Source organism: Geodermatophilus sp. SYSU D00766 (assembly GCF_054049915.1).
The window spans coordinates 23988-47774 of the sequence record NZ_JBJGYI010000012.1 but is presented as its reverse complement, the minus strand read 5'-3'; the positions used below and the strand labels follow the sequence as shown (position 1 = coordinate 47774).

General features: G+C 74.7%; 19 protein-coding genes. 13 read left to right on the top strand and 6 right to left on the bottom strand.

Translation table 11 applies throughout. The features are described from left to right. Positions 1-4: 4 nt before the first annotated feature. The 4 genes from zwf to tkt are packed head-to-tail and all read right to left on the bottom strand — an operon-like array spanning position 5 to position 6546. Positions 5-1522: a glucose-6-phosphate dehydrogenase gene (gene zwf, locus ACI8AD_RS11605; RefSeq protein WP_456870674.1), complete on the bottom strand. Its 1518-nt coding sequence runs from the start codon at positions 1520-1522 to the stop codon at positions 5-7. Between the two features lie 51 nt (positions 1523-1573). Beyond that, positions 1574-3181, bottom strand: a complete 1608-nt coding sequence (locus ACI8AD_RS11600; protein WP_456870673.1) for a glucose-6-phosphate isomerase — start codon at positions 3179-3181, stop codon at positions 1574-1576. Next, entirely contained in the window at positions 3178-4281 is a 1104-nt protein-coding gene (tal, locus tag ACI8AD_RS11595) for a transaldolase (RefSeq protein ID WP_456870672.1), read from the bottom strand. Before tal ends, ACI8AD_RS11600 begins: the two co-directional genes overlap by 4 nt. Before the next feature lie 30 nt (positions 4282-4311). Then, positions 4312-6546: a transketolase gene (gene tkt, locus ACI8AD_RS11590; RefSeq protein ID WP_456870671.1), complete on the bottom strand. Its 2235-nt coding sequence runs from the start codon at positions 6544-6546 to the stop codon at positions 4312-4314. A 319-nt stretch (positions 6547-6865) separates the two neighbouring features. On the opposite strand from tkt, the gene ACI8AD_RS11585 reads away from it, so the two are divergent. After that, positions 6866-7780, top strand: a complete 915-nt coding sequence (locus tag ACI8AD_RS11585) for a heme o synthase (protein WP_456870670.1) — start codon at positions 6866-6868, stop codon at positions 7778-7780. A gap of 394 nt (positions 7781-8174) precedes the next feature. Next, a complete protein-coding gene (locus ACI8AD_RS11580) occupies positions 8175-9155 on the top strand; it encodes a ScyD/ScyE family protein (RefSeq protein ID WP_456870669.1) in 981 nt (326 codons plus the stop codon). Positions 9156-9315: 160 nt separating this feature from the next. Here ACI8AD_RS11580 and ACI8AD_RS11575 read toward each other — a convergent pair whose 3' ends face one another. Next, positions 9316-10245 (bottom strand): COX15/CtaA family protein, encoded by a 930-nt coding sequence (locus ACI8AD_RS11575; RefSeq protein WP_456870668.1) that lies wholly within the window; start codon positions 10243-10245, stop codon positions 9316-9318. Between the two features lie 210 nt (positions 10246-10455). On the opposite strand from ACI8AD_RS11575, the gene ACI8AD_RS11570 reads away from it, so the two are divergent. The 11 genes from ACI8AD_RS11570 (at position 10456) to ACI8AD_RS11520 (ending at position 21895) form a co-directional block, all read left to right on the top strand. Then, positions 10456-13008: an ATP-dependent Clp protease ATP-binding subunit gene (locus ACI8AD_RS11570; protein WP_456870667.1), complete on the top strand. Its 2553-nt coding sequence runs from the start codon at positions 10456-10458 to the stop codon at positions 13006-13008. A gap of 95 nt (positions 13009-13103) precedes the next feature. Further along, complete coding sequence (locus ACI8AD_RS11565; RefSeq protein ID WP_456870666.1) at positions 13104-13925, top strand: helix-turn-helix transcriptional regulator; 822 nt, start codon at positions 13104-13106, stop codon at positions 13923-13925. After that, positions 13922-15364: a Fe-S cluster assembly protein SufB gene (sufB, locus tag ACI8AD_RS11560; protein WP_456870665.1), complete on the top strand. Its 1443-nt coding sequence runs from the start codon at positions 13922-13924 to the stop codon at positions 15362-15364. Before ACI8AD_RS11565 ends, sufB begins: the two co-directional genes overlap by 4 nt. Then, positions 15364-16695 (top strand): Fe-S cluster assembly protein SufD, encoded by a 1332-nt coding sequence (gene sufD / locus ACI8AD_RS11555; protein WP_456870664.1) that lies wholly within the window; start codon positions 15364-15366, stop codon positions 16693-16695. Before sufB ends, sufD begins: the two co-directional genes overlap by 1 nt. 3 nt (positions 16696-16698) lie before the next feature. Continuing rightward, a complete protein-coding gene (locus ACI8AD_RS11550; RefSeq protein WP_456870663.1) occupies positions 16699-17052 on the top strand; it encodes a Rieske (2Fe-2S) protein in 354 nt (117 codons plus the stop codon). A gap of 15 nt (positions 17053-17067) precedes the next feature. Then, positions 17068-17841, top strand: a complete 774-nt coding sequence (sufC, locus tag ACI8AD_RS11545) for a Fe-S cluster assembly ATPase SufC (RefSeq protein ID WP_089405652.1) — start codon at positions 17068-17070, stop codon at positions 17839-17841. Then, complete coding sequence (locus ACI8AD_RS11540) at positions 17838-19169, top strand: cysteine desulfurase (RefSeq protein WP_456870662.1); 1332 nt, start codon at positions 17838-17840, stop codon at positions 19167-19169. Before sufC ends, ACI8AD_RS11540 begins: the two co-directional genes overlap by 4 nt. Next, a complete protein-coding gene (gene sufU, locus ACI8AD_RS11535; protein WP_456870661.1) occupies positions 19169-19642 on the top strand; it encodes a Fe-S cluster assembly sulfur transfer protein SufU in 474 nt (157 codons plus the stop codon). Before ACI8AD_RS11540 ends, sufU begins: the two co-directional genes overlap by 1 nt. Next, positions 19639-20019, top strand: coding sequence for a metal-sulfur cluster assembly factor (locus ACI8AD_RS11530; RefSeq protein WP_456870660.1), 381 nt, complete (start codon positions 19639-19641; stop codon positions 20017-20019). The genes sufU and ACI8AD_RS11530 overlap by 4 nt, the downstream gene beginning before the upstream one ends. A 146-nt stretch (positions 20020-20165) precedes the next feature. Further along, positions 20166-20633 carry a GNAT family N-acetyltransferase gene (locus ACI8AD_RS11525; protein WP_456870659.1) on the top strand — a complete coding sequence of 156 codons (468 nt, stop codon included), beginning with the start codon at positions 20166-20168 and terminating at the stop codon, positions 20631-20633. A gap of 71 nt (positions 20634-20704) precedes the next feature. After that, positions 20705-21895 carry a site-2 protease family protein gene (locus ACI8AD_RS11520; protein WP_456870658.1) on the top strand — a complete coding sequence of 397 codons (1191 nt, stop codon included), beginning with the start codon at positions 20705-20707 and terminating at the stop codon, positions 21893-21895. A 9-nt stretch (positions 21896-21904) separates the two neighbouring features. Here ACI8AD_RS11520 and ACI8AD_RS11515 read toward each other — a convergent pair whose 3' ends face one another. Further along, entirely contained in the window at positions 21905-23758 is a 1854-nt protein-coding gene (locus ACI8AD_RS11515) for an SCO7613 C-terminal domain-containing membrane protein (protein WP_456870657.1), read from the bottom strand. Positions 23759-23787: the final 29 nt, after the last annotated feature.

The following is a 23787-nucleotide window of genomic DNA, read 5'->3' as shown; positions in this document are numbered from 1 at the left end:
CCGCTCACGGCCGCCGCCACCGGCGGCCCTCGGCGGCGAGCATCTCGTCGGCGGCCCGCGGGCCCCACTCCCCGGCCCGGTAGGGCTCCGGCGTGCCGCCCGCCCAGAACTCCTCCAGCGGGTCGATCACCGCCCAGGAGGCCTCGACCTCGGCGTTGCGGGGGAACAGCGTGGCATCGCCCAGCAGCACGTCGAGCAGCAGCCGCTCGTAGGCCTCGGGGCTGGTCTCGGTGAACTGCTCGCCGTAGAGGAAGTCCATCGACACGTCCCGGACCTCCATGACGCTGCCGGGCACCTTGGAGCCGAACTTCAGCGTCACGCCCTCGTCGGGCTGCACCCGCACGACGAGCTGGTTGTTGCCCAGCTCCTCGGTGTCGGTGTCGGCGAAGGGCAGGTGCGGCGCCCGCTTGAACACCAGCGCGATCTCGGTGACCCGCCGCGGCAGCCGCTTGCCGGTGCGCAGGTAGAACGGCACGCCGGCCCAGCGGCGGGTCTCCACCCCGAGCCGGACGGCGGCGAAGGTCTCGGTGGTCGACTCCGGGTCGACGCCCTCCTCCTGCCGGTAGCCGCGGGCGCGCTGGCCGGCCAGCCAGCCCTGCTCGTACTGGCCGCGGACGGCGAAGGTGCGCATGTCCTCGGGCAGCGACACCGCGCGCAGCACCTTGAGCTTCTCGGTGCGGATCTCGTCGGCGGAGAACTCGACCGGCTCCTCCATCGCGGTCAGCGCCAGCAGCTGCAGCAGGTGGTTCTGCAGCACGTCGCGGGCGGCGCCGGTCTTCTCGTAGAACCCCGCCCGCCCGCCGATGCCGACGTCCTCGGCCATCGTGATCTGCACCGAGTCGACGTGGTGGCCGTTCCAGATCGGCTCGAACAGCGTGTTGGCGAACCGCAGCGCCATCAGGTTCTGGACGGTCTCCTTGCCCAGGTAGTGGTCGATGCGGAAGACGTCCTCGGCGCTGAAGACGGAGTCGACCAGCTCGTTGAGCTCGCGGCTGGAGGCCAGGTCGGTGCCGAAGGGCTTCTCGACGACGACCCGCCGCCACCGGTCGGCCGTGCTCTCGGCCATGCCGGTGCGCTGCATCTGCTTGAGCACGACCGGGAACATCGCCGGCGGGATCGACAGGTAGAACGCCGCGTTGCCGCCGATGCCGTGGCTGCTCTCCAGGTCGTTGAGCGCGTTGGCCAGCTCGTCGAAGGCGTTGTCGTCGTCGAAGGACCCCTGCACGAACCGCACGCTGGCGGCCAGCCGCTCCCACACCTCCTCCCGCCACGGGGTGCGGGCGGCGTTGCGGGCGGCGTCACGGGCCAGCTCGGCGAAGTCCTGGTCGCCCCAGTCCCGCCGCGCGAAGCCCAGCAGCGCGAAGTTGGTCGGCAGCAGCCCCCGGTTGGCCAGGTCGTACACGGCGGGGAGCAGCTTCTTGCGCGCGAGGTCCCCGGTGATGCCGAAGACGACGAGCGCGCAGGGCTCGGGGACGCGCGGCAGCCGCCGGTCCCGCGGGTCGCGCAGCGGGTTGGGGATCACGAGTCCTCCTCTGGGCTCCTCTTGCCGGCGGCTCCGGTGCTACCCCGGCGGTCAGCCGAGGGCACCGAGGACCTGGTCGATCCCGGCGGCGCGGTCGGTCAGGTGCAGGTGCAGCAGCGGCCGCTGCCGGTCGGCCAGCGCCTGCCGGTCGCCGGCGGCCTGGGCGGCCTGCAGCGTGGCGAAGGAGAACGGCCGGTCGGGCACCGGCAGGTCCGTCGTCGTGGCCCCGGTGAGCTGCAGGAACGCGCCGACCTGCGGGCCGCCCTTGTGGTACTGGCCGGTCGAGTGCAGGAACCGCGGGCCCCAGCCGAAGGTGACCGCGTGCTCGGTGCGCCGCGCCAGCGCCGCGCGCAGCTCCCCGGCGCGGGCGTCGGCCTGGCGGTCGAGGTAGGCCATGACGGCGAGGTAGCCGCGCGGGGGCACCGCGGCCAGCAGCGCGTCGAGGACCAGCCGCAGCCCGTCGTGGGAGGAGAGGTCGACGCCGTCGAGCACCCCACCGGAGCCGTACACCTCGACCGCGCCGATGGTGGCGGCCGGCTGCTCGTCGGGGAGGCCCGCGTCGAGGATGCGGGCGGTGTTCTCCTTGGACTCGGTGACGTTGGGCTGGTCGAAGGGGTCGATGCCCAGGATCCGCCCGGCCACCGCCGTCGCGTACTCCCAGCCGAGGAACTGCGCGCCCAGCGGGCCGCTGACCCCCACGGAGGGACGGCCCTCGACGGGGTCCCCGTCGACGACGGCCAGCAGCGCGTCGGGCGCGGCCGAGCCCGGGGCGTCCACCGACTCCAGGACGACGGGCAGCAGCCCGCGGCCCTCCTTGCCGGTGGACTCGGCGATCAGCTGCTCGGCCCAGTCGCCGAAGCCCTCGATGCGGCCGCTGCCGCTGCCGCCGTCGGCCAGCGCCACCTTGTCCCGGCCGGTGCGGAAACCGGCGCCCAGCGCGATCCCGAGCTCCAGGGCCGGGTTGCCCTGCTCGGCGAGGCTCTCGGCGAGCTCGGCGGCCCGGTCCAGGAGCGGCTCGACGTCGACCCCGGCCAGCGCGGCGGGCACCAGCCCGAACGCCGACAGCGCGCTGTAGCGGCCGCCGACGTTCGGGTCGGCGAGGAAGACGGCCCGGGCGCCCATCGCCGCCGCGGTGTCGGCCAGCGGCGAGCCGGGGTCGGTGACGACGACGAACCGGCGGCCGGCCTGCTCCTCGTCCAGGCCGGCCTCGGCGAACGCGGCGAGGAAGGCCCGCCGGTGGCTGTCGGTCTCGATGGTGCCGCCGGACTTGGAGCTGACCACCACCACGGTGCGGTCGAGGTCGGTCACGGCCGCGGCGACCTGGCCGGGGTCGGTGGTGTCGAGCACGACCAGCGGGACACCGGCGGTGCGGCAGATGACCTCCGGCGCCAGCGAGGACCCGCCCATGCCGGCGAGGACGACCCGGTCGAGGCCCTCGCCGGCGAGCTCCGCGCGCAGCGCCGCCAGCCGCGGCACCAGCTCGCGGGAGGAGGCGGGCAGGTCCAGCCAGCCCAGCCGGATGGAGGCCTCGCTCTCGGCCTCCGGCCCCCACAGCGTCGCGTCCTTGGCGACCAGCCGCGCGGCGACGTCGTCGTCGGCGAGCTGGGTGCGGACGTTCTCGGGGACGTCGAGACCGCTGCAGCTGAACTGCAGGGTCATGCCTTGTCCTCGAGCTCGGTGCGGACCGACTCGGTGAGCTCGTCCCACGAGTCGACGAACTTCTGCACGCCCTCCTCCTCGAGCACGCGGAAGACGTCGTCGAGGTCGACGCCGGCGTCGGCGATCGCCTTCATGGTGGCCGCGGCGTCGTCGTAGGTCTGCTGCACCGGGGTGCCGGCCTCGCCGTGGTCGGCGTAGGCCTTCATCGTCTTCTCCGGCATCGTGTTGACCGTGCCGGGGGCGACCAGCTCGCTGACGTAGAGGGTGTCGGAGTACTCGGGGTTCTTCACGCCGGTCGAGGCCCACAGCGGCCGCTGCGGGCGGGCGCCCTTGGCCTCCAGCGCCTTCCACCGGTCGGAGGAGAAGACCTCCTCGTAGGCCTGGTAGGCCAGCTGCGCGTTGGCCAGCGCCGCCTTGCCCTTGAGCTCGTCGGCGCCGACCTTCTCCAGCCGCTTGTCGATCTCGGTGTCCACGCGGGAGACGAAGAACGAGGCGACCGAGGCGACCTGGGTCAGGTCGGCGTCGGGGTCGTCGGCCAGCCGCTGCTCCAGCCCGGCGAGGTAGGCGTCCATGACGGCCCGGTAGCGCTCGAGGCTGAAGATGAGGGTGACGTTGACGCTGATGCCCTTGGCGATCGACGTGGTGATCGCCGGCAGCCCCTCCACGGTGGCGGGGATCTTGATGAACAGGTTGGGCCGGTCGACCAGCCACCACAGGTGGGCGGCCTCGGCCGCGGTCGCGTCGGTGTCGTGGGCCAGGCCCGGCGCGACCTCCAGCGACACCCGGCCGTCGCCGGGCTGGCGCTGGGCGACCGGCGCGAGCAGGTCGCAGGCGTCCCGGACGTCGGCGGCGGTGATGGTGCGCAGCGCCTCCTCGACGCTCACCTGCCGCACGGCGAGGGCGTGCAGCTGGTCGTCGTAGGAGTCCGACCCGCTGATCGCCGCGGCGAAGATGGTCGGGTTGGTGGTGACGCCGACGACGGAGTACTCGTCGACCAGCGACTGCAGGTCGCCGCTGCGGATGCGGTCGCGGGAGAGGTCGTCGAGCCAGACGGCGACCCCCGCCGACGACAGCTGCGCCAGCTTCTCGTTCTGTGCCATGTCAGTTTCCCTTCGCTGCGGAGGTGCAGTTCAGCGATCGCCGGTGGGGTGGGGGAGGCCGCCGGTTGCGGCCACCGGGCCGGCCGGGACGGCGGGACCGGCCGCGGCCGCCTCGATCGACTCGCGGGCGGCGGCGACGACGGCTTCGTCGGTCAGGCCGAACTCCTCGTAGAGGACCGAGTAGGCGGCGCTGGCGCCGTAGTGGGTGAGCCCGACGATGCGCCCGGCGTCGCCGACGAACTCCCGCCAGCCCATCGGCACGCCGGCCTCGACGCTGACCCGGGCGCGCACGCTCGGCGGGAGGACCTCGTCCTTGTAGGCCTGGTCCTGGTCGGCGAACCACTCGACGCAGGGCACCGACACCACCCGCGTCGGGACGCCGTCGGCCTCCAGCCGCTCGCGGGCGGCGACGGCGATCTGCACCTCGGAGCCGGTGCCGAGCAGGATCACCTCGGGCCGCCCGTTCGATGCGTCGGCCAGCACGTAGGCGCCGCGGGCGACGCCCTCGGCCGAGCCCATCTGCGACCGGTCGAACACCGGCAGGTTCTGCCGGGACAGCAGCAGGCCGGCCGGGCGGTCGTTGTTCTCGAGGATCGTCCGCCAGGCGACGGTCACCTCGTTGGCGTCGGCCGGGCGGACGACGTCGAGGCCCGGGATGGCGCGCAGCGCGGCGAAGTGCTCGATCGGCTGGTGCGTCGGGCCGTCCTCGCCCAGGCCGATCGAGTCGTGCGTCCACACGTAGGTGACCGGCAGCTGCATGAGCGCGGCGAGGCGGACCGCGCCGCGCATGTAGTCGCTGAAGGTGAGGAACGTGCCGCCGTAGACGCGGGTGCCGCCGTGCAGGGCGATGCCGTTCATCACCGCGCCCATGGCGTGCTCGCGGACGCCGAAGTGGAGGGTGCGGCCGTAGGGCCCGCCGCTCCACATCTTCGTCTGGCGGTCCGACGGCAGGAACGACGGCTCGCCCTCGACGGCGGTGTTGTTGCTCTCGGCGAGGTCGGCCGACCCGCCCCACAGCTCCGGCAGCGCCGGGTACAGGGCGGCCAGGACCTTGCCGGAGGCCTTGCGGGTGGCCACGCCCTTGGGGTCGGCGTCGAAGGTGGGCAGGCCCTCCGCGAAGCCCTCGGGCAGCCGGCGCTCGCGCATCCGCTCCAGGAGCGCGGCGCGCTCGGCGTTCTGCTGCGCCCAGGCGTCGAAGCGCTGCTGCCACTCGGCGTGCGCCTTCTGGCCGGCGTCGACGACCGACCGGGCGTGGGCGAGCACCTCGTCGTCGACGTCGAAGGTCTTCTCCGGGTCGAAGCCGAGGACCTCCTTCGTGGCGCGCACCTCGTCCTCGCCCAGCGCCGAGCCGTGCGCGGCGCCGGTGTTCTGTTTGTTCGGCGCCGGCCAGGCGATGACCGTCCGCAGCACGATGATCGACGGGCGGCCGGTCTCGGCCTTGGCGGCGGCGAAGGCGGCGTCGACCGCGGCCAGGTCCTCGCCGTCGTCGACGTGCTGCACGTGCCAGCCGTAGGCCTCGTAGCGCTTGCCGACGTCCTCGGTGAAGGCGACGTTGGTGTCGTCCTCGATGGAGATCCGGTTGTCGTCGTAGACGAGCACCAGGTTGCCCAGCTGCTGGGTGCCGGCCAGCGAGGAGGCCTCGCCGCTGACGCCCTCCTCCAGGTCGCCGTCGGAGGCGAAGACCCAGATGGTGTGGTCGAAGAGGCTCTCGCCCTCCGGGGCCTCGGGGTCGAGCAGGCCGCGCTCGCGGCGGGCGGCCATCGCCATGCCCACGGCGTTGCCGACGCCCTGGCCGAGGGGACCGGTCGTCGTCTCCACGCCGGGGGTGTGGTTGACCTCGGGGTGGCCCGGGGTCTTCGAGCCCCAGGTGCGCAGCGCCTCGAGGTCGGCGAGCTCCAGGCCGTAGCCGGACAGGTAGAGCTGCACGTACAGCGTCAGGCTCGAGTGGCCCATCGACAGCACGAAGCGGTCGCGGGCGACCCAGTTCGGGTCGGTCGGGTCGTGGCGCAGCCACTTGTGGAACAGCAGGTAGGCGGTGGGCGCCATGCTCATCGCGGTGCCCGGGTGGCCGTTGCCGACCTTCTGGACGGCGTCCATGGCCAGGACGCGCGCGGTGTCGATCGCCCGGCGGTCGAGGTCGCCGAAGCCCTCCGGCAGCGTGGGGTGCGGCTGGCGCGGGTCGCCGGTGGGGGCGTCGCTGGCGGCCTCGGCCGGGGCCTCGGGCTCGGTGCTCCTGGCGTCCGAGCCCGTGGTGTCGGTGGTCATGTCGGACGGTGCTCCTCGAGGTCGGCCGGTGCTGGGCCGCCCGGGGACCGGTGTCCCGTGCTCCGGGCGGGCGACGCGGTCGCGGCGTGCAGCGCAGCCGGTGTGCACCCGGGCCATCCCTGGCCCGGACGCTCCGTCGTCGGCGACGGCCCTACCCGCTGTCCGCGTGGCGTCAACGTGATCAGACCCTAGTCATCCCGCCCCGTGGGCGCGGCTCCTGCGGGATACAGTGGGCACCGTTCATCCCCCGGTTCGAGAGGACCCCCGTGCTGTCTGCGTGCCCGGTGGCGCCCCGCGAGCACGCGGGGGAGGACCTGCGGTGACGGCACTCACCGAGCGCCCGGTCGTCCCCGCCCGCCGGCTGCCCGCCGTGGTCGGCGCCTACGTGGCGCTGACCAAGCCCAAGCTGGTCGAGCTGCTGCTGGTCACCACGCTGCCGGCGATGATGATGGCCGCCGACGGCTGGCCGTCCTGGCGGCTGGTGGGCGCCACGATGGTGGGCGGGACGTTCGCCGCCGGCGCGGCCAACGTCTTCAACTGCTGGTACGACCGCGACATCGACCGGCTGATGTCGCGCACCCGCGACCGGCCGATCCCGGCCGGGGTGGTGTCGCCGGGGGCCGCGCTGACCTTCGGGCTGGTCCTCGCCGCGGCGTCGCTGACGCTGCTGTGGGTGGCCACCACGCCGCTGGCCACGGCGCTGGCCGCGGTCGCGATCCTGGCCTACTCCGTCGTCTACACGATGGTGCTCAAGCGCCGGACCCGGCACAACACGGTCTTCGGGGCCTTCCCCGGGGCGGCGCCGGTGCTCATCGGCTGGGCGGCGGTGACCGGCTCGCTCGACTGGCCGGCGCTCGCCTTCTTCGCCGTCGTCTTCTGCTGGCAGATGCCGCACTTCTGGGCGCTGGCCAGCCGCTTCCGCGAGGACTACGCCCGCGCCGGCGTGCCCATGCTCAGCGTGGTGGCCGGTCCCGAGAGCGTGGGCCGGCAGTCGGTCGTGTGGGCGTGGGCGACCCTCGGCGCCACGCTGCTCATGGGCTCGGTCAGCCCGGTCCTCAACTGGGCCTTCGCCGTCGGCGGCGGGCTGCTCGGCGCGTGGTACGTGGCCGAGACCCACCAGTGGCTCGCCCGCATCCGCAGCGCCGTCCCCGACCGGCCGATGAAGCTGTTCTCGGTGTCGATCACGCACATGACGCTGCTGTCGATCGCCATCGCCGTCGACGTCCTCGTCTGACCCCGCCCGCGCCTCACTGCTCCGTCGAGATCCCGTGATCTCGACGTTCGAAGGGCGGCACGGGCGCGTCCGTCGTCGACCTGGTGCTGTCTCGACGGCTGCGAGACAGCACCAGGTCGACGTGCGGCGCAGCGCGGTCTCCGCGGGCGCGGTGACCGTCGTCAGGCGCACCTCGCTCCTCGGGAAGCTGGTAGCCGGCCCGGTGCCGTTGCGCGCCGCGTCCGGCGGCCGTCACGGCAGGTGGTGCCGTGCCGCTGGCCCGATCCGCGGCGGCGGCACCGGGGCCCGACCCTCCTGGCGACGGAGTAGACCGGCTGTCCGGTCCGTGGCACCGGGGCGGCGCGGTGCCGTCCCGGCCGCGGGGAACGGGGCCGGGAGGAGAAGGGGGAGGACCATGAGGACTGCAGGACGGATCCCGTCGGTCGCCGCTGCCGCGCTGCTGGTCGCCCTGGCCGCGCCCGCGACGGCCGCCGCGGCCCCGCCGGACGCCGCGGAGCCGCAGCTGCTCTTCGGTGAACTGGACGGCGGTTCGGGCAGCACCGTCGGTCCCGGTGGGGACCTCTACGTCACCGAGCCGGTCTCCGGCGACCTGACCCGCGTGGACCGCCGCACGGGCGAGACCACGACGGTGGCGGACTGCCTGCCGGAGCGGGTGCTCCCGGACGGGCCGGGCGGTGCGATGGACGTCGCCTTCCGGGGCCGGACCGCGTACGTGCTCGTGTCGCTCGTCGGTCCCGACGTCGGCGGGGACGACGTCGTCGGGCTCTACCGCGTCGACGCTCCGGACACCTGCACGGTCGTCGCTGACATCGGTGCCTGGGCGGTGGAGAACCCGCCGGAGACCGACTTCTTCGTCCCCAGCGGCCTGCAGTACGCCATGGAGGCCGTGGCCGGCGGGTTCCTCGTCACCGACGGCCACCACAACCGGGTGCTGTACGTCACCACGGAGGGGGACGTCAGCGAGGTCCTGGCGCTGGACAACGTCGTCCCGACCGGCCTCGCGACCCACGGCCGCGGCGTGCTGCTCGCCCTGGCCGGGCCGGTCCCGCACGAGCCGGAGACCGGCCGGGTGGTGGCCTTCCGGCCTGGTGACGACCACGTCCGCGAGGTCGCCTCGGGTGGCCGGCTGCTCGTGGACGTCGAGCGCGGTCGGGGTGGCGTCTACGCCCTGTCGCAGGGCGTCTTCACGCCCGGCAACCCGGAGGGGTCGCCGGCGGATCCGGACACCGGACAGTTGCTGCGGGTGACCCGGGACGGCGGCTTCGAGGTGGTGGCCGGACCGCTCGACCGGCCGACGTCCATGGAGGTGGTGGGCCGGACCGCCTACGTCGTCACGCTCGACGGCGAGATCTGGACGGTCGACCTGCGCGGCTGAGCCCGGCCTCGCAGGAGGCCCCACCTCGCTGTGCGGTGCCCGACCTCACGCCACAGCGCGAGGTCGGGCACCGCGCCGTGAGGCCGGTGCGGTGAGCAGTGCGGGGGAGGGCCGCCGAGGGCGCAGCAGGTCGACGACGGGCGGGTGACCCCGCGGTCCCTCAGCGGGCGGCGGCGGTGGGGACGGCGGGGGTGTCGAGGGGCCGCTCGGTCGCCGGCCCGCGGACCGACCAGGCCAGCCGCGCGGTGTAGGCGGTCACCAGCACCGCGCCGAGCATGTGCAGCAGCACCAGCACCACGGGCAGGTGGGTGAAGTACTGCACGAAGCCGACCACGCCCTGCAGCAGCTGCACGACCAGCAGGTCGCGCGCGGCCCGGCGCACCCTGCCGGGGGAGTCCATGGCGTACAGCGCCACCAGCAGCGCGACGGTCAGCCCGACGAGCAGGAAGACGACGTCGGCGTGCAGCTGGCTGACCGTCTCCGGGTCGAAGCCCATCCGCCCGCCGGAGGGGGCGCCGGTCTCGTCGAGGTCGCCGCTGTGCGGGCCCGACCCGGTGACCACGGTGCCCAGCACCAGCACCACCGCGGTCACCGCGGCGATCCCGCCGACCAGCAGCGCGATCGGCCGGCGCACCAGCGGTTGCCCGACCCCGGGCTCCCGCGAGCGCAGCCACAGCACCGTGGACACCGCGACCAGCACCGAGGACAGCAGGAAGTGCGCGGCCACCGTCCACGGGTTCAGGCCGGTCAGCACGGTCACCCCGCCGAGCAGCGCCTGCGCGGGGATGCCCAGGAACGCGGCGACGGCCAGCCCCCGCAGGTCACGGCGGCCGGAGCGGAAGACGGCGACGACGGTGGCGATCGCGACCGCGGCCAGCACGAAGGTCAGCAGCCGGTTGCCGAACTCGATCACGCCGTGGCCGGCCAGCTCCGGCGTGGCCACGAAGCTCGCGTCGGTGCACCGTGGCCAGGTGGGGCAGCCCAGCCCCGAGCCGGTGAGCCGCACCGCGCCGCCGGTGACGACGATCGCGCCGTTGGCCAGGAGGTTGACCAGGGCGATCCGGGAGACGACGGCAGAGGAGACCCGCACGTCCCGATGCTAGCCGCGGGCGGGGCGCCTCCCGGTTCGCTCAGGGCAGATCACACCGGGGAAGCGCCGCGTCCCCGGACGCGCTGCAGACAGGCGAATGGCTGATGCGCCGCTCTCGGTGACGGTGTGCCATCCCGGGTACGGGCTCCCCCTGACGCGAGCCCTCCGGCGACCACCTCCCGACCCACCCGACCGACCTGGACGTGAGGCATGACCAGCCCCTTCTTCCCCGGCCCCTACGGGAGCCCCTTCGACGACTTCTTCGCCCGCTACCTCGGCGGCGGGCAGGGCGCGCCCCGTCAGCGCGTCGACATCACCCAGTTCCTCAGCCAGCAGGCGCGCGAGCTGGTCAACGCCGCCGCCGGGCAGGCGGTGGCCACCGGCAGCGCCGACCTCGACACCGAGCACCTGCTGTGGGCGATGACCGGCGACGAGACCACCCGCGCCTTCCTGGCCCGCACCGGCACCGACCCCGACCGGCTGCGCAGCGAGCTCGACGGCCAGCTTCAGCGCGGCGAGCCGCGCGAGGAGGCGCCGTCCCTGACGCCGGCCGCCAAGCGCGCGCTGCTCGACGCCCACCGGGTGTCGCGTGCGCTGGGCAGCACCTACATCGGCCCCGAGCACCTGCTGTTCGCCCTCGCCGTCAACCCCGACTCCCCCGGCGGGCGGGTGCTGCGGGAGCACGGCGTGACCCCGGAGGCCCTCCAGCAGGCCGCCACCGGCGGTCCCCAGCCCGGCGGCGGGCGCCCCGGCGGCCCCGGCCAGGGCCAGCAGTCGAGCACCCCGACGCTGGACGAGTACGGCCGCGACCTCACCGAGATGGCCCGCAACGGCCAGATCGACCCGGTGATCGGCCGGGAGGCGGAGATCGAGCAGACCGTCGAGGTCCTCTCGCGGCGCCGGAAGAACAACCCGGTGCTCATCGGCGACGCCGGCGTCGGCAAGACCGCGATCGTAGAGGGCATCGCCGCCCAGATCGTCGAGGGCGACGTCCCCGAGACGCTGCGCGGCCGCCGGCTCGTCGAGCTCGACCTCACCGGCCTGGTGGCCGGCACCCGCTACCGCGGTGACTTCGAGGAGCGGCTCAAGAAGGTCATGGACGAGATCCGCGAGCACTCCGACGAGGTGATCGTCTTCATCGACGAGCTGCACACCGTCGTCGGCGCCGGCGCCTCGGAGGGCTCCGGCGGGGCGGGCAACATGCTCAAGCCGGCCCTGGCCCGCGGCGAGCTGCACATCATCGGTGCGACGACGCTGGACGAGTACCGCCGCAACATCGAGAAGGACGCCGCGCTGGAGCGCCGGTTCCAGCCGATCCTGGTGGCCGAGCCCAGCGTCGAGGACACCGTGGCGATCCTGTGCGGCCTGCGCGACCGCTACGAGGCCCACCACCAGGTGCGCTTCACCGACGACGCCATCCGCGCCGCCGTCGACCTCTCCGACCGCTACGTCCCCGACCGGCACCTGCCGGACAAGGCCATCGACCTCATCGACCAGGCCGGTGCCCGCGTCCGCCGCCGGGTGAAGACCCCGCCGACGGACCTGCGCGGCCTCGAGCAGGAGGTCGAGCGGCTGCAGCGGGAGAAGGACCAGGCGGTGGCCGCCGAGCAGTACGAGCGCGCCTCCGAGCTGCGCGACCAGCTCGCCGAGGCCCAGCGCCGGCTGGAGGAGGCCCGCACCGGCGGCGGCCAGGCCGGCGTGCCGGAGGTCGGCGTCGACGACGTCGCCGAGGTCATCTCGCGGCAGACCGGCATCCCGGTGGCCCAGCTGACCCAGGAGGAGATGGCGCGGCTGCTGTCGCTGGAGCAGCGCCTGCACGAGCGGGTGGTCGGCCAGGACGACGCGGTGCGCGTGGTGGCCGAGGCCGTGCGCCGCTCGCGCGTGGGGCTGGGCGACCCCGACCGGCCGATCGGCAGCTTCCTGTTCCTCGGCCCCACCGGCGTCGGCAAGACCGAGCTGGCCCGGGCGCTGGCCGAGGCGCTGTTCGGCGACTCCGACCGCATGATCCGGCTGGACATGAGCGAGTTCCAGGAGCGGCACACCGTCAGCCGGCTGGTCGGCTCCCCGCCCGGGTACGTCGGCTACGAGGACGCCGGGCAGCTCACCGAGGCGGTCCGCCGCCGGCCCTACTCGGTCGTGCTGCTCGACGAGATCGAGAAGGCCCACCCCGACGTCTTCAACACCCTGCTGCAGGTGCTCGACGACGGCCGGCTCACCGACTCCCAGGGCCGCACGGTCGACTTCAAGAACACCGTGCTGATCATGACCAGCAACCTCGGCTCCGAGCTGATCCAGGGCCGCAACGCCCCGCTCGGCTTCGGCACCGGGGACGCCGCGGCCGCCGACGCCGGGCTGCGCGACCGGCTCATGCGGCGGCTGCGCGAGTCGTTCCGGCCGGAGTTCCTCAACCGGATCGACGAGATCGTGGTCTTCTCGCAGCTGGAGACCGAGCAGCTGCAGCAGATCACCCGGCTGCTGCTCGACGAGACCCGCCGCCGGCTGTCGGCCCAGGACATCGAGGTGACCTTCACCGACGAGGCGGTCGCCTGGATCGCCGAGCGCGGGTTCGAGCCGCAGTTCGGCGCCCGGCCGCTGCGCCGGGCGATCCAGCGCGAGGTCGACAACCCGCTGGCCCGGCTGCTGCTCGACGGCCGCGTGGCGGCCGGCCGGCACGTCGTCGTCGGCGTCTCCGACGGCGCCCTGGACCTGCGCGTCGAGGACACCCAGCACGACGCCGAGCCCGCCGCGGCCGCGCAGGCGTGACCTGCCCCACCCGGCCCCTGACCTGCGCGGTCGGGGGCCGGGTGGGTTAGGGCGACCTTGCTTGCAGGCCTCCCGAAATAGGTCACAATCGTGTTGTGGAAACCAGCACGGTGCAGGCGGGGGCGGCGCGCGCCGACGACGTCCGCACCCGTGACCGGGTGACCGCGCTGCTGCTCGAGCACGGCCCGCAGACCGCCAGCGAGCTGGCCGGCCGGCTGGGCGTCAGCCCGGCCGCCGTCCGGCGCCACCTCGACGCCCTCGCCGCCCAGGGCCGGGTCGAGGAGCGGGCGGCGCCGGGCGCGCAGCGGGGGAGGGGCCGGCCCGCCCGGCACTTCCACCTCACCGACGCCGGCCGCTCCGGCTTCGCGCACGCCTACGACGACCTCGCGCTCACCGCGCTGCGGTACGTCGCCGCCTCCGGCGGTCCCGACGCCGTCCGCGCGGTCGCGCAGGCCCAGCTCGCCGGCCTCGAGCAGCGGGCCTCCGACGCCGTAGCCCGCGCCGACGGTGCGCCGGTCGAGCGGGCCCGGGCGCTGGCCGAGGCGCTGACCGCCGAGGGCTACGCTGCCTCGGCGTCGGCGATCGCCAGCGGCGGGCAGCTGTGCCAGCACCACTGCCCGGTGGCGCACGTCGCGGCGGAGTTCCCGCAGCTGTGCGAGGTCGAGACGGCGGTGATCGGCCGGCTCGTGGGCACCCACGTGCAGCGGCTGGCGACCATCGCCCACGGCGACGGCGTCTGCACCACCCACATCCCCGGGCCCTCACGCGCCCGGGCTCACACCGGCGCGGGGAACACAGACGGCCCCGCGCGCCCTGTACCCGGTGAGCGAGCAGCGCGGGCCGTCCCACGCCAGGCAGGCCGCGCACCGTCCACCAGCACCACCCCCACGAGCGACCGGGAGAGGACGCCCGCATGACCAGCACCCAGCAGCCGGTGACCGGCACGCCGCTGACGCAGGACGAGCAGATCGAGCAGCTCGGCCGCTACCAGTACGGCTGGGCCGACGCCGACGTCGCCGGGGCCTCCGCCCGCCGCGGCCTGGACGAGGACGTCGTCCGGGACATCTCGGCGCGCAAGAACGAGCCCGAGTGGATGCTCGAGCGCCGCCTCAAGGCGCTCAAGCTCTTCGACCGCAAGCCGATGCCCGACTGGGGGTCGGACCTGTCCGGGATCGACTTCCAGAACATCAAGTACTTCGTGCGCTCCACCGAGGCGCAGGCCACCTCGTGGGACGAGCTGCCCGAGGACATCAAGAACACCTACGACAAGCTGGGCATCCCCGAGGCGGAGAAGCAGCGGCTGATCGCCGGTGTCGCGGCCCAGTACGAGTCCGAGGTCGTCTACCACAAGATCCGCGAGGACCTCGAGGAGCAGGGCGTCCTCTTCCTCGACACCGACACCGCGCTGAAGGAGCACGAGGACCTCTTCCGCGAGTACTTCGGCTCGGTCATCCCGTCCGGTGACAACAAGTTCGCCGCGCTGAACACCGCGGTGTGGTCGGGCGGCTCGTTCATCTACGTGCCGAAGGGCGTGCACGTCGAGATCCCGCTGCAGGCCTACTTCCGGATCAACACCGAGAACATGGGCCAGTTCGAGCGGACGCTGATCATCGTCGACGAGGACGCCTACGTGCACTACGTCGAGGGCTGCACGGCGCCGATCTACAAGTCGGACTCGCTGCACTCCGCGGTCGTCGAGATCATCGTGAAGAAGAACGCCCGCTGCCGGTACACGACCATCCAGAACTGGTCGAACAACGTCTACAACCTGGTCACCAAGCGGGCGATCGCCCACGAGGGCGCGACCATGGAGTGGATCGACGGCAACCTCGGCTCCAAGGTCACCATGAAGTACCCGGCGGTCTGGATGACCGGCGAGCACGCCAAGGGCGAGGTGCTCTCCATCGCCTTCGCCGGCGAGGGCCAGCACCAGGACGCCGGCGCCAAGATGGTGCACGCCGCCCCGAACACCTCCTCGACGATCGTGTCGAAGTCCGTGGCCCGCGGCGGCGGCCGCACGTCCTACCGCGGCCTGGTCCAGATCGACGAGGGCGCGCACGGCTCGAAGTCCACGGTCAAGTGCGACGCCCTGCTGGTCGACACGATCAGCCGGTCGGACACCTACCCCTACGTCGACGTCCGCGAGGACGACGTCGCCATGGGCCACGAGGCGACCGTCTCGCGGGTCAGCGAGGACCAGCTCTTCTACCTGATGAGCCGCGGTCTGTCCGAGGACGAGGCCATGGCGATGGTGGTGCGCGGGTTCGTCGAGCCGATCGCCCGCGAGCTGCCCATGGAGTACGCCCTCGAGCTCAACCGGCTCATCGAGCTGCAGATGGAAGGTGCCGTCGGCTGATGCCGGAGCAGAACACCCCCAGCACCACCGGTCTCACCACCGAGTCCGCCACCCTCGCCGGCGAGCTGTTCGGCGAGGGGGTGGGCACCCAGGCAGGACCCCCGGCCGTCCCCGCGGCCGGCACGGGCACCGCCGGGCAGGCGGCCCCGGGCGCGCACTCGCACGGCGGCACCGCCCCGACCGGCTCGCCGGCCGAGCGGTTCACCTCGACCGACCCCGAGGCCTTCGGCCGCGTCACCGGCCGCGAGGAGGAGTGGCGCTTCACCCCGATGCGCCGCGTCCGCCCGCTGCTCGAGGGGGCGCCGTCCGAGGCCCACCTGCAGTGGACGACCGACCTGCCCGAGGGCGTCGAGCTGACCAGCGTCGACGCCGACGACCCGCTGCTCAAGGGCCTGCCCGAGCCGGTCGACCGGCTCGCCGCGCTCGCCCGCCGGCGCAGCGGCGGCGCCGCCGTCGTCCGCGTGCCGGCCGAGGCGCGCCCCGACCGCCCGGTCACCCTCGGCCTGGCCGGCACCGGGTCCGACGACGTCGTCTGGGGGCAGCTCGTCGTCGAGGTCGGGGCGTTTGCGGAGACGACCGTCGTCCTCGACCACAGCGGCCTGGCCCGCTACGCCGGCGGCGTCGCCGTCCTCGTGGGCGACGGCGCGCGGGTGACCGTCGTGTCCGTGCAGGACTGGGCCCCGGGCGCGGTGCACGGCGGGCAGTTCGACGCCGTCGTCGGCCGCGACGCCAGCTTCCGGCAGGTCGTGGTCACCCTGGGCGGTGACCTCGTGCGGCTGGTCAGCAACGTGCAGTACGCCGGCCCCGGCGGCACCGCAGAGCTGTTCGGCGTCTACTTCTCCGACGAGACCCAGCACCAGGAGCACCGGCTCTGGGTCGACCACGCGGTGCCCAACTGCACCAGCAACGTGCTCTACAAGGGCGCGCTGCAGGGCGAGGGCGCGCGCACGGTGTGGGTCGGCGACGTCCGGATCCGCCCGGCCGCCACCGGCACCGACACCTACGAGCTCAACCGCAACCTGGTGCTCACCGACGGCGCCCGCGCCGACTCGGTGCCCAACCTGGAGATCGAGACCGGCGAGATCGTCGGCGCCGGCCACGCCAGCGCCACCGGCCGGTTCGACGACGAGCAGCTGTTCTACCTGTGCTCCCGCGGCATCGACGCCGAGACCGCCCGCCGCCTGGTGGTCCGCGGCTTCTTCGCCGACGTCGTCCAGCACATCGGCGTCGACGCGCTGCAGGACCGCATCATGCGCTCCATCGAGGCCCGCCTCGGCGCGCTGCCCGGCCTCGAGGACCAGCACGTCGAGCAGCCGGTCGGGGTGGCCTGACCCATGGCCTTCGAGCGGGTCTGCGCCCTCTCCGACGTCCCGGAGAACGGGGCCCTGCGGGTCGAGCTGTCCGACGTCGACGTCGCCGTCGTCCGGTTCGAGGGCGGGGTCTACGCCGTCCAGGACGTCTGCTCGCACGCCGAGGTCCCGCTGTCCGAGGGCGACGTCGAGGAGTTCGACGGCGCCCCCACCATCGAGTGCTGGCTGCACGGGTCGTGCTTCGACCTGCGCACCGGCGAGCCCACCAACCTGCCGGCCACCGAGCCGGTCGACGTCTACCCGGTCCGCGTGGAGGGGGAGGACGTGCTCGTCGACACCGAAGCCGACGGCAGCCTCCCGCTCGCGGCCGGCAACTGAGGAGCGAGAGAAGAAGTGTCGGTTCTGGAGATCCGCGACCTGCACGTCACGGTCGGCGAGGGCGACGACGCCAAGGAGATCCTCCGCGGCGTCGACCTCACCGTCCGGTCGGGTGAGACCCACGCGATCATGGGCCCCAACGGGTCGGGCAAGTCCACCCTCGCCTACTCGATCGCCGGCCACCCGAAGTACACGATCACCGGCGGCACCGTGACCCTCGACGGCGAGGACGTCCTCGCGATGAGCGTCGACGAGCGCGCCCGCGCCGGCCTGTTCCTCGCCATGCAGTACCCGGTCGAGGTCCCCGGCGTCTCGGTGTCGAACTTCCTGCGCACCGCCGCCACCGCGGTCAAGGGCGAGGCCCCGAAGCTGCGCACCTGGGTCAAGGACGTGCGCGAGGAGATGACCGCGCTGGAGATGGACCCCGCCTTCGCCGAGCGCAACGTCAACGAGGGCTTCTCCGGCGGTGAGAAGAAGCGCCACGAGATCCTGCAGATGCGGCTGCTCAAGCCGAAGATCGCCGTCCTCGACGAGACCGACTCCGGTCTCGACGTCGACGCGCTGCGGGTCGTCTCCGAGGGCGTCAACCGCACCCGCGAGGAGGGTGACGTCGGCGTCCTGCTGATCACCCACTACACGCGGATCCTGCGCTACATCCAGCCCGACTTCGTGCACGTGTTCGTCGGCGGCCGCGTCGTCGACGAGGGCGGCAAGGAGCTCGCCGACAAGCTCGAGGCGGAGGGCTACGCCGCCTACGTCCAGGGCTCGAAGGAGACCGCGAAGGCATGACCTCGACCGTCTCGCGTCCCGCTGCCGGGGCGCAGAAGCAGCCCCTGCCCCTGGACGTCGAGGCGATCCGGGCGGACTTCCCCATCCTGTCGCGCACCGTGCGCGACGGGAAGCGGCTGGTCTACCTCGACTCCGGCGCCACCTCGCAGAAGCCCCGCAGCGTCCTCGACGCCGAGCGGGACTTCTACGAGAACCACAACGCCGCCCCGCACCGCGGCGCGCACCAGCTCGCCGAGGAGGCCACCGACCTCTACGAGGCGGCCCGCGCCACGATCGCCGGGTTCATCGGCGCCGCCGTCGAGGAGGTCGTGTTCACCCGCAACACGACCGACGCGGTCAACACCGTCGCCTACGCGCTGTCCAACGCCGCCACGGCGAAGGAGCCGTCCTTCCGCCGGTACGCCGTCGGGCAGGGCGACGAGATCGTCGTGACCGAGATGGAGCACCACGCCAACCTGGTGCCCTGGCAGCAGCTGTGCGAGCGCACCGGCGCCACGCTGCGCTGGCTCGGCCTCACCGACGACGGCCGGCTGGACCTCTCCGACCTGTCCACCGTCGTCAACGAGCGGACCAAGCTGGTCGCGGTCACCCAGCAGTCGAACATCCTGGGCACGATCAACCCGCTGCAGCCGATCGTGGCCCGGGCGCGGGAGGTCGGCGCGCTGGTGCTGGTCGACGGCGCGCAGTCGGTGCCGCACCAGCCGGTCGACGTCACCGCGCTGGGCGCGGACTTCCTCGTCTTCTCCGGTCACAAGATGCTCGGGCCCACCGGCGTCGGCGTGCTGTGGGGCCGCTACGAGGTCCTCGACGCGCTGCCGCCGTTCCTCACCGGCGGCTCGATGATCGAGGTCGTGCGCATGGAGGGCAGCACCTTCATGCCGCCGCCGCAGCGGTTCGAGGCCGGCGTGCCGATGACCGCGCAGGTGGTCGGACTCGGTGCGGCCGTCGACTACCTGCAGGCCCTCGGCATGGACCGGGTGCAGGCGCACGAGGAGGCGCTCACCGCCTACGCCCTCGAGCAGCTGCAGGCGATCCCGGGCGTCACCGTGATCGGCCCCCCCGACACCGTCGCCCGCGGGGGAGCGGTGTCCTTCACCGTCGAGGGCATCCACCCGCACGACGTCGGCCAGGTCCTCGACGACCTCGGCATCGCCGTCCGGGTGGGGCACCACTGCGCCTGGCCGGTGGTCCGCCGCTACGGCGTCCCGGCCACCACCCGCGCCACGTTCTACGTGCACACCGGGTACGACGACGTCGACGCGCTGGTGGAAGGTGTGCGGGCTGCGCAGCGTTTCTTCGGAGTGACGCCGGAGGAGGCAACCGCCTGATGCAGCTGCAGTCCATGTACCAGGAGATCATCCTGGACCACTACCGCAACCCGCACGGCCGCGGGCTGCGCGACCCGTACGAGGCCGAGGTCCACCACGTGAACCCGACCTGCGGGGACGAGGTGACCCTGCGGGTGCACCTCGACGGCGACACCATCGCCGACGTGTCCTACGAGGGCATGGGCTGCTCGATCAGCCAGGCGTCGGTCTCGGCGATGTACGACCTCGTCGTGGGCCGCCCGGTCACCGACGCGCTGGCCACCGGCGAGCACTTCATGACGCTGATGCAGTCCAAGGGCGACCCGGCCGTGGCCGAGGAGCTGGAGGACGAGCTCGAGGACGCCGTCGCCTTCGCCGGCGTGTCCAAGTACCCCGCGCGGATCAAGTGCGCGCTGATGAGCTGGATGGCCCTCAAGGACGCCTCCGCCCGCGCCCTGGCCGCCGCTCCCGCACCGACCGGAGGACAGGCATGAGCGAGACCACCGCCAACGACACCCCCGAGCTGCCGGCCTACAAGTCCGCGCTGCTGGAGGACGTCGAGGAGGCCATGCGCGACGTCGTCGACCCCGAGCTGGGCGTCAACGTCGTCGACCTCGGCCTCGTCTACGGCATCGACGTCGCCGACGACGGCGGCTCGCAGGTCGCCGTCCTCGACATGACGCTCACCTCGGCGGCCTGCCCGCTGACCGACGTCATCGAGGACCAGGCGCGCCAGGCCCTGACCGGCGGCCCCGGCCCCGGCCTGGTCGACGACATCCGGATCAACTGGGTCTGGATGCCGCCGTGGGGCCCGGACAAGATCACCGACGACGGGCGCGAGCAGCTGCGCGCCCTCGGCTTCCGGGTCTGAACGGGCTCCTCGAGCGCCTGGCCGCCGGCGACGACCCCCCGGCCGACGCCAGCGTCACCGCACTGCCCGCGCCCCTCGGGGCGCGGGCAGTCGTCGTCGGCGGGTCCGCCTGGCACGTCGTCGCGGCCGACGTCGACCCCGGGTGGGTGGCGGAGGCGGTGGCGCACGACCCGATCGCCGCGCCGCTGGGTGCCCGTTTCCTCGCCGCCCTCGCCGACCGGGTCGGCGCCGAGCCGGGCTCGCTGGACGCCGTCCTGGTGGCGCCGCGCACCGCCCGGCCGGTCGAGCTCGTGCCGGTCGAGGACCTCGACCACCCGCGCGTGCAGCGGGCGCTGCACCACCGCCGCGACGTGCGGGTGTGGGCGACGCCCGACGGTGCCGGCGTGCTCGTCCTCGGGCGCGGCGTCGCCGGGCGGCACGAGGTCAGCGTCGAGGTCGACCCGGTCGCCCGCGGGCGCGGACTGGGCACCGCGCTGGTCGCCGCGGCGCCTGCGCTGGTCCCCGGCGGCGGGCCGCTGTGGGCGCAGGTGGCGCCGGCCAACACCGCGTCGCTGCGGGCGTTCCTCGCCGCCGGCTACCGGCCGGTCTGCGCCGAGGTGCTGTTCGGCCCCTGACCGGCCGCGACCCGTGTCCGTCGCGCACCACCGGGTAGGGCGCCAGGGAGCCGCTGCCGGAGGAGCCCCGCATGACCGAGACCTTCCGCCTGGGCCGCATCGCCGGCATCCGGGTCGGCGTCAACGCCAGCGTCCTGGTGATCGTGCTGATCATCGCGGGCGGCCTGGCGCTGGGCCGGTTCCCGCTCGTGCTGCCCGGCCGCAGCGGCCTGGCCTACGCCACCGCCGCGCTGGCCGCCGCCGTGGCCTTCCTCGTCTCGCTGCTGGCGCACGAGCTGGCCCACGCGCTGGTCGCCCGCCGCAACGGCGTGGAGGTCGAGGGCATCACGCTGTGGCTGCTCGGCGGGGTCGCGCGGCTGCGCGGCGGCGCGCCCACGCCCGGGGCGGAGTTCCGCATCGCCGGCGTCGGCCCGCTCACCAGCCTCGCCCTCGGCGCCCTGTTCACGGCCGCCGGCCTGCTGGCCCGCGCGGCCGGCGCCGGCGGCCTGCCCGTGGCGGTGCTGGACTACCTCGCCGTCATCAACGTGTCGCTGGCGGTGTTCAACCTGGTCCCGGCCGCCCCGCTCGACGGCGGGCGGCTGCTGCGGGCGCTGCTGTGGTGGCGGCGCGGCGACCCGTGGTCCTCGGCGGTGACCGCGTCCCGGGCGGGCCGCTTCTTCGGGTTCGCGCTCATCGCCCTCGGCGCGCTGCAGCTGGTCACCGGTCGCGGGCTCGGCGGGCTGTGGCTGGGCCTGGTCGGGCTGTTCCTGGTCAACGCCGCGACCGCCGAGGAGCAGCAGGCGCGCGCGTCGGCGCGGCTCGGCGGGCTGTCGGTCGGCCGGGTGATGAGCGGCCCGGTGCTGACCGCCGACCCCGACCAGCCGGTCGAGCGGTTCCTGCACGAGGTGGTTCTGGCGCACCGGTTCAGCACCTACCCGCTGGTCGACGCCGGCGGTGCGCTGGCCGGGCTGGTGACCCTCAACCGGCTGCGGTCGGTGCCGCCGGGCGCCCGGGCGACGACGCGGCTGCGCGACGTCGCCTGCCCGCCGTCGGAGATCCCGACCGCCCGCCCGGACGAGCCGCTGCTGGACCTGCTGGGCCGGATGCAGGGCTGCACCGACGGGCGGGCGGTGGTCGTCGACGGGGGCCGGGTCGTGGGCGTGGTGTCGCCGAGCGACGTCACGCGCACCCTCCAGCTCGCCGACCTCGCCGCCGCCGGCCGGTACCCGCCCGCCGGCGGCGGGGCCGACGTCGCCCCGCGGCAGGGGCCGGGCCCGGTCTGAGCCGCCGGGTCAGCGCATCTCCGACAGCCGCGCGCCGAACCCGGCCACCGGGCGCAGCTCGCGGCGGGCGCCGATGGCCAGCAGCGTGGCGCCGACGACCAGCGCCCCGCCCAGCGGCAGGGGCAGCGCGACGACGGCCAGCCCGACGCCCAGCGCGACCGCGGTGGCCGCGCCGGTGAGCAGGGCCGCGCGGACCGCCGTGCGTGCGCCGAGGGCCATGACCGCCGCGGCCGCGACCAGCACCAGCACCGGGCGCAGCGCGCCGGGCAGCACCACCGCCGCCACTGTCGAGGGCACTGCCGCGACCACCAGCCCCGGACCCCACGCCGGCCACGACGGCCCGTGCAGCAGCCGCGGCCCCGCGGCCACCCACAGGCCCACGGCGGCCGGCAGGCTCCACGCCTCGACCGCGGCCGCGCCGGCCAGCGCGGCCGCCGTCCAGGCCGCCGCCACCAGCTCGGCGGCGCCGGTGCGCCAGGTCGCGACCTCCTCGGGCCCGCCGTCCCGGTCGCCGCCGCGCGCCTCGCGGGCCAGCAGCGCCGCCCAGCCGCAGGTGAGCACGCCCTGCACGGCCAGGTGCAGCGCGAGCTGGCTCCAGGCGGCGTCGACGGCGACCACCGCCAGCGCGGCGCCGGCGCACACTGCCCCGACGGTGCCGGTGGGGCCGCGCACGTCCGGGTCCATCGCCGGCCGGCCGGCGAGCGTGACCGCGTACAGCCCGGTGAGGGCCACCGCGGCGCCGCCGGGCGGGAGCAGGCCGGCCGGGACGGCGAGCAGCGCGGCCGCGGCCAGGCAGCCGGCCGCCGTGGGCAGGGCCGTGGGCCGCTCGTCGCGCCGCAGCGCGGCCACCCCGGCGACGGGCAGCGCGGTGAGCAGCAGCAGGACCACCAGTGCCGTCCACCGGGCCGCCAGCGCGAGCTGCCCGACCGCGAGCACGACGAGCGTGCTGCCGGCGGCGGTGGCCGCGGGGAGCAGCAGGCCCCGCCGCCAGCCGCCCAGCACGGTCGCGGCGACGCTGACCAGCAGCACGCCGAGCTCCCCGGCCAGCGGCAGCGACACCGGGTCGCCGGTGGACAGCGCCGCCCCGACCGCGCCGCCGGCGGCGAGCCCGGCGACCACGGGCACCAGCCGCGGCGGGCCGAGCAGCGGCTCGACCGCCCGGACCAGCCGCACCGGCAGCAGCGCTGCCGCCACCGCCACCGTGAGCCCCGCGGCGAGCCAGCGCGCCGGGCCGTCGGCGGTGGCGGCCGTGACCAGCCCGCCCGCGACGCCGGTGACCCACCACGGCCCGGTGGTGACGAGCGCGATGCGCGCGAGCGCGGGCCGCGCGGCCAGGGTCACGGCGAGCCCGGCGAGGGCGACGGTGAGCAGCAGCGCGGTGCGCGGGGCCCCGCCCTCGGCGAGGGACAGCGACCGCAGCGCGGCCACCTGCACCGCCACCCACGCCGCCAGCGGCCAGCTCAGCGGGCGGGGGAATAGCACCCGCAGGCTCACCAGCACGGCCGCCACCGCCAGCGCCGGCAGCGGGCCGCCCTCGAGCGGGTGGTCCCCGGTGCCGGCGCCGGTGAGCGCGAGCGCCGCCGCGGCCGCCGCGCAGGCCTCCTCGGTGCTGCGCAGCCGCGACCGCGCGGCCAGCGCCGAGGCGCAGGCGACCAGCAGCGCCAGCAGCAGCACGCCGACCCGGCCGGCCGGCCCGGCGAGCGCGGGCCCGGCCAGCCCGACGGCGACCAGGAGCACCACCCCGACGCCGAGCAGCACCTGCGGCGGGCGCAGCCGCGACGGCAGCGGCGGCGCCGGGGCGGCGGGCACGCGCCCCGGGGGGCCGGCGTAGGGGAGCCGGGGCAGCCGCGCGTCCGGCGTCACCGGTCCTCCCCTCGCTGGTGCACGGCCCC